Origin of the sequence: Prevotella sp. HCN-7019, from assembly GCF_037890215.1 — a bacterium.
GTDB lineage: Bacteria > Bacteroidota > Bacteroidia > Bacteroidales > Bacteroidaceae > Prevotella.
In genome coordinates this window covers 17,983-32,014 of sequence record NZ_JBBKBO010000001.1, presented here as the reverse complement: position 1 = coordinate 32,014, position 14,032 = coordinate 17,983, and the positions used below count along the sequence as shown (strand labels likewise).

Here is a 14,032-nt window from a genome sequence, read left to right as displayed (position 1 = left end):
AGGCGTAAAGGCTATTATACCACATTCATTTCAACGTAACGTAACCGGATTTGAGCAAGAGATTACGCATATCGATATCATTGTTCCTGCTTGTACTCTTCGTTGTGTTCAAGGCAGGAACAACGATGTTTGTGCACGTTCACACCATTGACGGTGTGAAGATTGTCCATTCGCATCCTTATTCGGGCAATAATCACAGCCATTCTTCTTCTCAGATCCACTCCATTGCTTTCGCTTCAGCCCAGCAGATGACGGCGCCCGGCGGTGCCATGCCGTTGCAGGTGTGTCTTCATCTTCTCTACGTCCTTCTGCAGGACAACACTGAGAGCAGACCAATGTCAGGCTGCGCGCTGAACATCAATCCCCGTGCCCCACCTTCATTGTATTAATATGTTCTTTCAGTATGCCGGATAATGTCCAGCAGCATCATTCATTTCATTCTGTCGGAAGCGCATAGCTGCCGGCAGACAATACACATATCATACATATTAATACACAATGAGACAATATATATTAATGCTTGCGCTGATGATTTTCGGCGCATCCGAGGCCGTGCGTGCCGACGAAAACAAACCGGTGACCGAGGGAAACGCGGTGACCGTACACGTGATAGAGAAAGACAGCGAGGAGAATCTGCCGGGTGCTGTGATAAAGATTGAGGAGACAGGACAGGCTGCCGTGACCGGTGCAGACGGCCATTGCATGTTCCGCAACATTCCTGCCGGAACTTACACACTGAGTGTGCGGCTGCTCGGTTACACCACTCAGGAGAAGAAGATATGCGTGAGCCGTGACTTCGCGGCCGACGTTCATTTTGTAATGACGCCCGATGTCACCGTCACGGACGAAGTAGTGGTGTCAGCCAACCGCAATGAGACGAGCCGTCGCGACGCGCCCGTCGTGGTGAATGTTCTTAACAGCAAGCTCTTCGAGGCCGTCAACTCGTCCGACCTTGCCAAGTCGTTGAACTATCAGTCGGGCCTGCGTGTGGAGAACAACTGCCAGAACTGCGGTTTCCCGCAGGTGCGTATCAACGGTCTGGAAGGCCCTTACTCTCAGATACTCATCAATAGCCGACCGGTGGTGAGCGCTCTTTCGGGCGTTTACGGACTTGAGCAGATACCGGTGAACATGATAGACCGCGTAGAGGTGGTGCGCGGAGGAGGTTCCGCCTTGTTCGGAGCCAACGCCGTGGGAGGCACTATCAATGTCATAACAAAGGACCCTGTGAACAACTCTTTCCAGGTTTCCTCGTCGCTGTCGAATATGAACGGCAAGTCGTGGGAACAATATTTCGGTGCCAACGCGTCGCTCGTGTCCGACAAGAACACTTACGGCATAGCTCTGTATCAGTCATATCGTAACCGGAATCCGTACGACGCCGACGGCGACGGGTTCTCGGAGCTGGGCAAACTCAACATGAACAGCTTCGGACTTCGCGGATATTACCGTCCGTCGCAGTTCAGCCGGCTGGGCCTGGAGTATCATGTCACCAATGAGTTCCGCCGTGGCGGCAACAAGTTCGACCTCGAACCGTTCGAGACAGACATCACCGAGCAGACCAAACATGTGATAAATAGCGGTGGTCTGACCTACGATGTGTTCTTCAACTCATACAAGCACAAACTGTCGTTCTACTCGTCCATACAGCACACCGACCGCAACAGCTACTACGGCGCACAGCAGAACACCGACGCATACGGCAAGACCAACGACCTGACATGGGTTGCCGGAGCAATGTATACTGGCAATTTCGAACGCCTGCTCTTTGCTCCTGCCGTCTTCACTTCGGGCATTGAGTATCAGAGCAATTCGCTCCACGACGTCATGCTCGGCTACAACCGCGACATGAAGCAGGACGTACGCATAGGCGGTGGATTTGTCCAGAACGAGTGGAAGATCAACCGCTTCACGCTGCTTGCTGGCTTCCGTGTGGACAAGCACAATCTTATTGACAATCCGATATTCAGTCCGCGCGTAAACCTTATGTACAAACCGTCGGACAAACTGCAGGCGCGCCTCACGTGGTCAACAGGTTTCCGTGCTCCACAGGCCTACGACGAAGACCTCCATGTGACGGCTGTCGGAGGCGAGGGAGTGCTCATAAAGCTGGCCGACGGACTGAAACCCGAACGCTCCAACAGCTTCAGCGGATCGATAGACCGCACGTTCAGCTTCGGTCACTGGCAGGCCAATCTGCTTGTGGAAGCCTTCTATACACGTCTTGATGATGTGTTTGTGCTCGAGATGACAGGCACTGACGATGCCGGCAACATAATAAAAGAACGCCGCAACGGCAATGGTGCTCGTGTATATGGCCTTAACTTCGACGGCAAACTGGCTCATGGCTCCGACCTTTCGCTGCAGGCCGGCTTCACTGTTCAGCGCAGCCGTTATGCCGAAAAAGAAAGCTGGAGCGAGGATCCCGACGTTGCTCCGACCAAATACATGCCCCGCACGCCCGGCTGTTACGGATACTTCACACTCACGAGCGCACCGTTCCGCAACTTCGACTTCTCGCTTTCAGGTGTCTATACGGGCCGTATGCGTGTGCCGCACATAGCTCCCGACGCCTCGGAGATACCTGCCGGATACGAGTACAGTTACATTACGAAGGATGAACTTGTGCATACGCCCGACTTCTTTGAGCTGAACCTCAAGCTGAACTATACCTTCGTGCTCAGCGATCATGTGAAGTTGCAGCTCAACGGAGGCGTGCAGAACATGTTCAACGCCCTCCAGAAAGACCTCGACAAAGGTGCCTACCGCGACTCTGGCTACTTCTACGGCCCGGTGCAGCCGCGCACATTCTTCATCGGTGTGAAGATAACCAACTGACCGATAGTCCGCAGCCGCCCTCCCGCTGAGGCTCCGGCGCAGAGCATGAAAAACGCAGGCGCGGAACAGCATTTCACTGTTCCGCGCCTTTACGTTTCTTTATGACGTCTTTGATTTCTCTCCGCCACTGCCTCTTAGCGTTCCGTTTATGCCTGCGGTGCGAAGCGTTTGCGTGGCATCATGCCTTTTTGGCCATTCTCTTCATGCCTTTCTTGTGTCCCGGCTTTATATTGTCGTGTTTCAGCAGATAGTTTGCCTGGCGTGCAGACAGCACCTTGCTGAACTCCTTGAAGTATTTCTCCTTTATGTCTATACGCTTGCGTTGCATGTCGAAACCGCTCATGGTCATCTCTGCCACCTGCTCGTCGGTTGGCTGCCATTTGCCTTTCTCCTTTTTTCCGGCCATGTCTTTCTTTGCCTCTTTTCTGTCGCTGCGCTTCTCAGCCTTCAGTTGCGCAAGATCCTTTATATAGTCACAGTATGTGTCTTCCAGCTGTTCGGTCTGCTTGTCGGTGAGCATCATGCGTCCGGCCAGTGCCTGCCATCTTTTCTTCATAATTTCCTCTTTCGTCGGTCTGTCGGCCTTGTCGGCGCGTTTTGTGTTGTTCTGCGCGAACGCCTGCATCCCGACGGCGAGCATCATCACCATTGCCAATACTTTGATACCTCTCATAATGTCTCCTTTTTTTAATAATCCGTTAATCAATTCTATGTTAAAAACTCAATCAGTCAGTATGTCCGTGTGTTTGAAAATGCCGTCTTACATGAATCCCACAACCTTGTACATCTTTCCGTGTGGCGTCTTCACCTTCTTGTAGAGAACTCCGTCAACCAGATAAAGCTTCTCTTTGTTGCGCTTGATGGTCTTCGGTTTGTATATCTTCTCAACGAGAAGTCCTATCGGCGGGCGTACTATCTCAAATCTTGACGGTGCGAGTTTGCGATAATATCTGCCACCTTCGTCGTATATGAACTGCAGTCCGTTGAAATTCACATATATACTCTTCGACGGTATTGCGCTTATTGTTCTGCTTCCGAATGTTCTGTGGCTTGGTGCAACTACTTCCACCTTCTTTACAACCTTTACCTTTTTCGGCTTGCGTGGCTGTGCATCAGCTTCTGCGTAAGCGAGACTCATCAATGCTACCATCATGCAAATCATAATCTTTTTCATAATCGTTAGTTTTTTGCGGTTGTTACTCATTTGATGTTATTACTCTCATTTGGTTTAATATCATTATTCTTTGATAACATTCTGTAACCGTTTATGACATTTCGCCGTTCCTTGGTCTGTGACCTTGGACAGATAAAACAAACGGGAGAAAAGCATGTCTGCCTTTTGTGTTCCTCGTGTTGTTTATCTGATGCAAAGATGAGGATAAAATGCCGCATTTGCAAAATGATATCCCTAATTTGTCGTAGGGAAATGCCTAAACCTTGCAGGCATTTCCCTATCGGCGGGCTGATGAATGCGCTGTGTATGCAATGATACAGGGGCGCGGAGTGTCCAAAAACAGAGGCTTTTGTTTTGTCAGTCAGTGCGTTTGCACTATCTTTGCATAAGATAGGCTACGTTCGGCAATCTGATAGCAAGCTCTTTTGCATAAAACAAGCTGCACTCGGGAAATTGAAAGCGAGCTTTCTTTCCTCTCGTTTGCATTGTTTTTGCATAAGATAGGCTGCGCTCGGTAATTTGATAGCAAGGTTTATAAATGTCCGTACGCACCTTATTATTTAAAAAGAAGACTCACCCGGCATACACACAAAAGGCATGAAAGTATATTTCTATCACACACAGGACATCGCACACATCCGCAAACGGATGGAGGCGGGAGAGTTTCCGGCCCATTTCCTTTACGGAGCGACAGGACTGCCTGCCAGCGGCATCGAGGTGGTATGGCACCGTTCGCGTCCCGGTCTGCCGCGCTGGCGCATGATGTTGCGCAACGCTTGGCTCATACTTACCTCTCGCGAGCGTTTCGACGCCGTGTATGCCACGCATTATCGCGGACTCGAACTCATCGTCCTTCTGCGTGCCCTGCGTCTGTTCCGCCGCCCTGTCGTGATATGGCATCATCAGCCCGTCATCACCTCGTCCGGTTTTCTTCGCGAGCGTTTTGGCCGGCTGTTCTACCGAGGGTTCGACCGTATGATATTCTTCTCGCAGAAACTCATCGACGACTCGCTGCGTTCGCCCAAGGCACGTCCCGAACGTCTGGTACTCGGACACTGGGGTGCCGATCTCAGATTCTACGATCGTGTGATGGCGGCCGGTACTCATGAGCGTACGGGATTCATATCCACGGGTAAGGAACTGCGCGACATGCCGACGCTCGTCAATGCCTTCAACCGTGCGGGAGCGCGGCTCGACATATACACCGGACGCAATACGGGCGGGGTGAATTATGAGGAAGTGTTTGCAGCCAATCCTCCGGCGGAGAACATTACGGTGCATTATGTCCACGGACTGTGTCCCTATGAACTCAGCCTGAAGGTGGACCGCGCCGCATGTGTGGTGATATGCTGCAAGGAGACGAGATACACCGTGGGCCTTACAACCGTTGTTGAGGCTCTGGCTCTCGGTCTGCCCGTTATATGCAGCCGCAATCCTCAGATACCCGTCGACTTTGATTCAGAGGGCTGCGGTATCACTGTGCCCTACTACGATGTGGACGGATGGGAGAAGGCGGTGCGCTACATAATGGATCATCCCGACGAAGCACGTGAGATGGGACGCCGTGGACGCCGGCTTGCCGAGCGCCTATTCAATGACGAACGGTGTGCACGCGAGGTAGCGGGAGTGCTGCGCGAGGCGGTGGAGGAGAACAGGCGGTGAGGTCACGGCGTTTTTTTCTGTCACCGATATTGTTGTGACGATGGTGTGAGAAGCAACGTCTGTTAATTTATTACAAATCTTTCAGTTTGTCGCTTTTTTTTCTTATTATTGGAAAAATTTCATTACTTTTGATGGAAAATGATACTGTATGTAATGCGGGTGTGGCTTAACCGCAAGATGCGGCAGTTTTTTCCATGCAACCGCATGGCGTACACAGCGGTTTATACGACAGTAGTCATGACCGAATAACGAATGCTTTGGCCATGACATTATGGCCGGACAATAAGACGACACGCGCATTTACTAACCATTAAAACATATGAGCTTATGAAGGGATACATTCTTTCTTTCTGTATAGTGCTGGCAGCTCTGCTGTTGTCCACACTTTCGTTTCTTGCGCACAATATGGAGGTGGTTCATTCTATTCCGGGAATTGCGCTTGCGGCGATAGCGTTGCTGCGCATGCGCTATGTGCGTAATAAAGGTCTTGACGAACGTCGCCATGCTCTGGCTATGGTTTGTGGCTGGGTATTCTTCTTCGTTGTTCTGGCAGGACCTGTGTTTGTCGACGATTATCCTTTGTACTCAATGGCTATTATGCTTGGCTGGGGTTTGGCTATAATGATGGCATGTCTGTTTCACAGATACCGCAGTGTGGCTGCCGGAGCCGTAAGCGTGGCGGTGTGGCTCGCCTTTGTTTGCTTTGCCGTTCCGGCGTGGCAGTCGTACTGTCAGGAACTGAGAGATTCGCGGGCAGCCAACACCGGGCAGAGCGTAGAAGTGCAGACAGCCGGTGAGGCAGACGTTCCGCGCGTTGTGGGATGATGAAAATGTATGATGAACAATATGATATATAATTCGTTTACAGTTCCTGCCGCAAAGGTGCGCACCCTTGCGGCAGGATTGTTTTTGGCGGTTCTGCCGTCTGTGGCGGTGGCCCAGCAGCCTGCGGACAGTGTCAGTCTGACGTCGATGACGTTCGTACGCCAGTCGTTTGTGCGCAATTTCTACAATTCGTCGAAGGTGATGAGCCGCATTAACATGGACGGTACGCGCCTCTTTCTGCCCGATGCCGCCAACATAGTGGTGATGGGTGGCGACAGTGTGCGGGCCGTGTCGATGAGGCAGGAGGGCCGCACGCTTGTGCTTGGGAGCACGGCTGACGACAGGTCGGCCTCCACGCTGCGTGTCGGAGCGTTCCATCCCTATCTGTGCTATGAGGCGCGCTTCAGCGGCATAGAAGGCGACGAGAGAACCGGCATAGACTTTACGGACAACGAAGGAAAGGGAAGAACCATACGCACCATGTATCACGGAGGACGCGTTGTGTCGGAAATCATAGAGAACGGACATACGAAGCAGCTTGCCTCTAAGGAAGTGGGACGGCGCGAACGTGTGTCTCTGCGTGTGCAGTACACCGGTGTACGCTTCCATGTATTCCTGCTCGGCAACGACGGTCAGGCCGATCTTCTTTACAGTGTCGAGGGCGACATGCGCCGCGTCGATACCTGCACCCGTTACTCGTTCGGTGTGCGTGCGGAGCTGCCGGCAGGTGGAGAAGTTACAGTGGAAGACGCGCGCAGCCTGCTGACGTGCGGCACCGGACAGGCCGACCCGCAGGTGGTGCAGCTCAAGGACGGCTCGCCGCTCATACGCGATGGCAGGCTTTACGTCTGCATGACCACACGCGGATTCGAACGTATATGCGACTCGTGGCAGGGTGTCTATTCCATCGACCTCGACTCCTACGAGCTTCGGCTCGAAGGTGCGCTGTTCTTCGGCAAGGGCGACGGCCTGATGTACGGTTTCCATGCCACGAAGATGGTGTATGACGAGGACGCCGGCCGCTTCCTGGTGATGACAACCACGCACGAGGATACCCACACTCTGGCCTACAGCTCGTCCTCGGCCGACCTGCTGCACGGCATGCACTATCTGGAGTGCACCGAACTGCCGTTCCCCCACAGCTACAGCAACGGCCACGGGTTTAATACCGAAGATCCTGACTTTTTCTTCGACAGCGAGGCAGGACGGTGGCGTCTTGCCTACTGCGCGCTGAAGGACGGCTCCTACGTCACCTATCTTTGCGAGAGCGACGAGTGGAACGGACCGTACCGACAGGTGGCAGAATCCGACCGCAACAACAACACCGGAATACGCATTACCACTGTGGGTGGACGTCGCCACGTGCTGAGCGGCGGAACGGGCACCACGTTCTACATCTACGACTATCCGTCGCTGCGCTGTCTCGGCACGTTCAACCAGCAGTTCGCCAACGGCGGATTCAGAGGCTGGCCGACCATAGTGCCCGTGCCTTACGGCAACTATGAACGCTATCTGTGGATAACCTTCGACCGCGGCGCGCAGACAGGCCGCTATTCATACGGCACGCTTTACTTCTATCTCGGCGATAAAATGTGGCGTCTGCCGGACACTGCCACGCCCGGTCAGCGCTGACATTTGCGGGCAACAGCACGTTTGGACGCAAATATGCGATTTTTGAAGGGTTTGCGTAATGCGTAGATAATCATATGGCTTAGGTGAAATGACAATCAGTATACACTCTGACGCAATATGATACAGGCTCTTTCACATTCCGAAAGAGCCTGTATTGTATGCTGATAAAGCCCAGATCACACCCTCAGAAATACTTTTTCGGAATCCGAAATGGGCTTTATCGTTCGGTGTTATGTTTCGGGTGCCATTTTCTAGTTATAACTCCAGCTTTTTACTATTGTCAATATCTCTCGCGCGATTTCCGATTGTCAGAATTCTGTCAAACAGTAGAGTATATAGTTATGCGTCCGGAGCGGATTGTGTGTGGATGATATGTTGTTGTCAGTATTTTCATATTCATATAACGTAGGTCCGATATTGAATCAGGGTTTGTAAACCTGATTTTATATCGGACCGGTGTTGTATTTTTGGGAAAACTATTGTCTTGTGGCATTATTGAAATCAAATGATTGTTTCATGCATACCTCCAATAATAATCAATATATAAAGCAATCAGTTTATTCCTCTATATGATTTTGGAGCGGATTTTTTCCAAATATATCATTTAATTTCTTAATGTCAAACTTGGGGGTACGGTCATAATAATACAATCCGTTCTGTTCCTGTTCGACATCAGTTAACTGTGTATAACAGTAACCGCCCACAAAAGGATACATCTTCAGAACGACATCTACCAATGAACTGACTTTCTTGTAGAACTCCTCTTCACTGGACGAACCGCCATATCCCCAACCGGATTGCTTGGTATTAAACGATATTCCACCAAACTCATCAAACAGATAAGGACATTTACCATTATATACCATCCAGCGTGTCTCATGCATATCGTATCGGAAATTTGATCCTGTATTATACAAAACTCTAGGGTCTTCGTTGAAACGATGTCCAGGGAACAATTTTCCGTCATTCCACAGTTCCTTATGCAGTGAAGCAGAATCTTGGATATAAAGATGGGATGACACAATATCTGTCTTGTAGTGGGCACCACCGGAATTTGTAAGAACCGGACGGGTAGGATCTACCAGTTTGGTAGCATCATACAACTGTGATGAGAAACGTGGGAAATTTACCTTATCTACATTATTCTGCTCATTAAGAGGAACCCACATAATGATAGAAGGATGATTCCTGTCTCTTTTAACTATTTCCATCCACTCCGGAAGAAAGATTGTAGTTGCAATAGGCAGATTATAATCCAGCCCCCAACTGTTCATTTCACCACAGGTAAGATAACCCAACTTGTCTGCCCAATAATGAAAACGTTCTTCAAAAACTTTCTGATGCAACCTTGCACCATTGAAACCTACGGACTTGGCAAGTATTATATCATTCCTCAAGGCTGAATCTGAAGGTGCAGTCCATTGGCTTTCAGGATAATATCCTTGATCAAGTACCATCCTCAAATATAAAGGCCGGTTATTGAGGAACAGTCTGTTCCCTTCATAATGGATTTTACGCATGCCTGTGTATGAATGGACTTTATCAATAACTTTTCCTTCCTCATCCAGTACTTCATAATCCAGATCATAAAGAAATGGAGATTCTGGACTCCACAACTTAGCTTTCCTGACTTTAAGTACTATAGGAGAGTTTTCTGTAGCCAGACCAGTTTCCTGGGCCGCAATCTTACCATTTTCCTTTAACGTAACCCTCAATTTGGTCTTTCCCAAACCATAGAATTCCGGATGGATAACTATGCGGGATTTATCAATGTCTGTTACAATCTGTGCTGTCTTTATAGCCTTTGGATGAACAGCTTCCATCCATACTGTCTGCCAGATACCTGTAGTACGGGTATAGTTGCATACATGCGAATAGTATCGGGTTGATTGTTTACCAGCAGGCTGAACTCTGTTTCTCAAGTCACTCTTTACATATACGACAAGTGAGTGTTCGCTGCCGGGATTGACAAAATCGGTAAGGTCTACAGAGAAGGAGGAACTTCCACCAAAATGTCTGTCAATAAATTTACCGTCAATATAAATCTCTGATTCATAATAGACTCCTCCGAAGTTCAGCATTATTCTTTTGTCCTTCCATTCAGATGGAATGTTCAGCATTCTATGATACCACAGATGCTCTATAAAATCAGTATGTTCCACTCCTGACAATTTACTTTCAGGAGAAAAAGGAACAGTTATCTTCTGGTCGAATCCCTTTGCTTCCTTATAGTTCTTCTCAATGCCCACACCAGACGGGTCAATTTTACAGGTCCATGTTCCATTTAGGTTTATCCATTCAGTACGTTCAAACTGAGGTCTGGGATATTCATTACGCTGTCCCCAAGCGGAAGACAGAAAAAATATTGTTGCCAATACTGCACAAATCAAAATTTTTCTCATAAAAATTTATCTGTTAAATTTCTATATTCAATTCCTTGAACTTTGCAGCCGCATTCAGAAAAATATGCTGTAATCCGGAATACGGTTCATTTTTCCGATATCCTCATACAATAATTTTCATCCAGCTTAATAAGCAAATAAGCCCGAAGCCGGAAGTACATTTCCTTTTTCATTTCTCACTTCCATTTTCAGTACTCCGCCGTTACTGTCGAAATATCTCACCTCTATTGGATGGTATCCCTTGGACACGGCCTTCTGTCCTATAATCTCACGAGGGCTGTGGAGACCATCATTATCCACAATCTTGTCACCATCTATGACCAATGTGCTGCCGTCGTCTGACGTAAGTGCAAAAGTATATATTCCATCAGCAGGGATATTTATGAATCCATTTATAACAAGACCAATTCTTCCATTTACACCTTCCGGTATAGAAACATCGGGAATGAGGTATTCACCAACTTTTTCTGCTTTATCGATGTCTGTACATTTGTCTCCTGCGAAATTATACCAAACTGCCTTGAGCCCTTTATTTGACGGTGTAATGGATGTCGCAGGAGAAAATTCACCTTTAATGAATCTGGTTTTAAATATATCACATGGTTTTCCATTCGGACGGAAAGTCCGGAAAACAAGGTCTGTATTATCTGTAATCTTCAGGTTCCCGTCATACTTTGGCGATTTTAATGTAGGAATACTTCCATCAGTGGTATAATGTATCTGTACATTAGGGTCTATACAAGTAAGATCCACATTTGTCTCACCTACAAATACATTCGAATCATAGAAACCTTCAAGGTCTGGAATACGATAGTTTATATTCATCTCATCAAGACGATCAAAATGGACCGAAAGTCTGTCAATGAATCCATTCCAATCTTTATGTACCGGATTGCTCCATCCTATTTCCGCTATAGCTTGCATACGGGGAACAACCATATATTGCATACGTTCTCTGGAAGGAATCCATTCACACCATATGTTTCCTTGCACACCCAACACCTGATTAATAAGTTCAGGCTTGTCCGTGAATTCTACAGCAGGGTCAAAATTATAAATATTATGCAAAGTTCTTTTGTCCTGTTGATAGTCCAGATAGAAATAAGAATTTGGAGTAAATATGATGTTATTTCCCTGTGAGGTGGTTCTTTTGGGAGCATCCGTTACCCATGAACGCCACCACATTACGGTAGCAGTTTTTGAAAGGCCACCTTCAAGTATCTCATCCCATCCTATCATCTTCTTTCCCTTGGAATTGAAGAATGCCTCCATTTCATGAATAAACCATGACTGTAGCTCTTCTTCCGACTTCAGATTGTTTTCCTTGATACGTTTCTGGCAGTCTGGACATTTTTTCCAGTTTGTCTTTTCTACTTCATCTCCTCCAATGTGTATATATTTATATGGGAATAGAGGAATTATTTCACTATACACATTTTTGCAGAACTCTATGGCTGAATCTTTTCCTGGGCAGACCGGTGAAGAGAAAGTTTGTCCCCAACCTGTTGTCTTGAAACATGACACTCCGTCATAATTGCTTACAGCAGCAAGCATGTGGCCCGGCATATCAATTTCCGGTATTACATCTATTCCCCTAACCTGAGCATACGATACAATTTCCTTTATGTCATTCTGGGTATAGAATCCTCCGTATAAAGTATCGCCATCCATTATGATAGTCTTTTCTTCAGGGATAAGAAAATCCGTATTGTCATTCTCTTTGGCCAGACTCATGCAAGTCTTGTCATGTGAATTATATTTTCTCCATGCACCTTTCTCCGTAAGTTTAGGATATTTCTTAATTTCAATGCGCCAACCCTGGTCGTCAGTAAGATGCCAATGGAATTTATTCATCTTATAAAGTGCCATAAGATCCAGAAGTTCCTTTACTTCATCTTTGTCATAAAAATGGCGCGAAACATCCAGCATAAGTCCTCTCCATTGGAATCGGGGGGTATCTTTAATATTCACTGCAGGAATGGTCCATTCAATACCATCAACCACTTTCTTGCTTTCAATCTGATGGGGTAAAAGTTGTCTCAATGTAGCAATTCCGTAAATCACACCGGCATATGAGTTTCCTGAAATCGTAACTTCATCGCTGGTTGAAACCAAATTATATCCGTCTCCATCTGCAGAATCGGAAAGAGAAAGATTGATGTCACCCTTTCCTTCTTTTACTGTCAACTTAAATCCTGTGGATCTGCTTAATATTCCAGCCAGATAATTTGCAGCAGGCATCAGTGTCTTGTCGGAAATTCCAATTGTACATCGTTCCGGTAGTTCAAAAAAATCATTTTTTACTACCATATTAAGTGGAGCAGGAATAATTGATATATCATCCTTTGTAGCAGAAATACTATTACATGCTACTCCAATTAAACCCAGTCCTACAATAAAACTTTTGTAGTCTATTCCCATAATAATCTATTATTTTCTTAATATAATTGCTGATTTAGGTATACAAACTCCGATATAACGTGAGTTCGGCGAATTATAATTACTTGTAAAATGTTGTATTTTTATTGTGCTGACCTACAAATGTTTACAAACAATAATCGCCATGGTTAGTGAAAGCAAAATTATAGAATTATTTTGTATGGCATATGATTTCTAAAAGGTTTTTTGATGCAAGGATGTATTAATATATGTTTAATCCAGTCATGAAGTGCTCATATCACCATATCTCAACTATGTCAAATGCTGAAATTTTGGGGCAAATAAAAATATGGAATATAATTCGTTCGCAGTTCCAGCCGCAAATGAGCATACCTTTGCGGCAGGATTGTTTTTTGCGGATATGTCGTATTTACTTCTATTTCGGCGACAAAGATGTGGCGTCTGCCGGACACCGCTGCTCCAGGTCTGCGCTGACACGTGCGTGCAGACGGGGCGTTATTGTGCGCCCGACAGTTCTGCATAAATATACGGTTGTGAATGTATAATTATGCAGAACTGCCGGACCTCAACTTCGTGAGAATTGAATATTTGCGAGCGACAGCACGTTTGGGCGCAAATACGCGAGTTTTGAGAGGTTTGCGCAATGCGCTGATAATCATGTGGGTTATGCGGATCAGTGTCTCCGCCTACCTTCCGCTGCCTCGCAATAAAGTCCATATCGGACTGCGATTAAGCCTCTATCATGCCATTATACAGTGCATTTCATGCCCTGAAATGGTCGTAATCAGACCTTAAAACGGCCTGTATCGCACAGCGATCTCTTCACAAGTGTTCCGCAGGTGCATCAAAAACGCCTTGTAATCTTCTGATTTAAGATTTGTTAACTTCTCTTTTGCGAAAAATATTTGTCAAAATTTTTTACTTTCCGATGTGTATATTTATTCATTCATGGCGGCGGAACGGGCATTGTGGGGCGTGCGTTGATAAAGGCGGAAAGGATGGAGCCGGGCTATGAAATATGTGTGTGCGTATGATGTGGCAGGCATATCATGAATGTTGTTTTTTATTCAGATACAGCAGTCTTGGCTCATTCTTCAGT

General features: G+C 47.2%; 9 protein-coding genes. 5 read left to right on the top strand and 4 right to left on the bottom strand.

Annotated features, from left to right (window positions below; all coding sequences use genetic code 11):
* Positions 1-50 precede the first annotated feature (50 nt).
* Together WKT13_RS00115 and WKT13_RS00110 are read left to right on the top strand one after the other, a co-directional pair.
* Entirely contained in the window at positions 51-389 is a 339-nt protein-coding gene (locus tag WKT13_RS00115; RefSeq protein ID WP_340322351.1) for a hypothetical protein, read from the top strand.
* A gap of 109 nt (positions 390-498) precedes the next feature.
* Complete coding sequence (locus tag WKT13_RS00110) at positions 499-2,838, top strand: TonB-dependent receptor (protein ID WP_340322350.1); 2,340 nt, start codon at positions 499-501, stop codon at positions 2,836-2,838.
* Between the two features lie 178 nt (positions 2,839-3,016).
* On the opposite strand, the gene WKT13_RS00105 is transcribed toward WKT13_RS00110, so the two are convergent.
* Positions 3,017-3,511, bottom strand: a complete 495-nt coding sequence (locus WKT13_RS00105; protein WP_340322349.1) for a hypothetical protein — start codon at positions 3,509-3,511, stop codon at positions 3,017-3,019.
* A gap of 87 nt (positions 3,512-3,598) precedes the next feature.
* Positions 3,599-4,012: a DUF6515 family protein gene (locus WKT13_RS00100; RefSeq protein WP_340322348.1), complete on the bottom strand. Its 414-nt coding sequence runs from the start codon at positions 4,010-4,012 to the stop codon at positions 3,599-3,601.
* Between the two features lie 597 nt (positions 4,013-4,609).
* On the opposite strand from WKT13_RS00100, the gene WKT13_RS00095 reads away from it, so the two are divergent.
* The 3 genes from WKT13_RS00095 to WKT13_RS00085 all read left to right on the top strand — a co-directional run bounded on the left by WKT13_RS00095 (position 4,610) and on the right by WKT13_RS00085 (position 8,131).
* Positions 4,610-5,674, top strand: coding sequence for a glycosyltransferase (locus WKT13_RS00095; RefSeq protein ID WP_340322347.1), 1,065 nt, complete (start codon positions 4,610-4,612; stop codon positions 5,672-5,674).
* Positions 5,675-6,001: 327 nt separating this feature from the next.
* Positions 6,002-6,499, top strand: coding sequence for a hypothetical protein (locus WKT13_RS00090; protein ID WP_340322346.1), 498 nt, complete (start codon positions 6,002-6,004; stop codon positions 6,497-6,499).
* Positions 6,500-6,508: 9 nt separating this feature from the next.
* Positions 6,509-8,131, top strand: a complete 1,623-nt coding sequence (locus WKT13_RS00085; RefSeq protein ID WP_340322345.1) for a hypothetical protein — start codon at positions 6,509-6,511, stop codon at positions 8,129-8,131.
* A 557-nt stretch (positions 8,132-8,688) separates the two neighbouring features.
* On the opposite strand, the gene WKT13_RS00080 is transcribed toward WKT13_RS00085, so the two are convergent.
* Both WKT13_RS00080 and WKT13_RS00075 read right to left on the bottom strand, forming a co-directional pair.
* The gene (locus WKT13_RS00080) at positions 8,689-10,533 is read right to left on the bottom strand and encodes a glycoside hydrolase family 2 protein (RefSeq protein ID WP_340322344.1); all 1,845 of its coding nucleotides are present in this window, start codon (positions 10,531-10,533) and stop codon (positions 8,689-8,691) included.
* 126 nt (positions 10,534-10,659) lie between these two features.
* Complete coding sequence (locus tag WKT13_RS00075) at positions 10,660-12,954, bottom strand: family 20 glycosylhydrolase (protein ID WP_340322343.1); 2,295 nt, start codon at positions 12,952-12,954, stop codon at positions 10,660-10,662.
* Between the last annotated feature and the right edge of the window lie 1,078 nt (positions 12,955-14,032).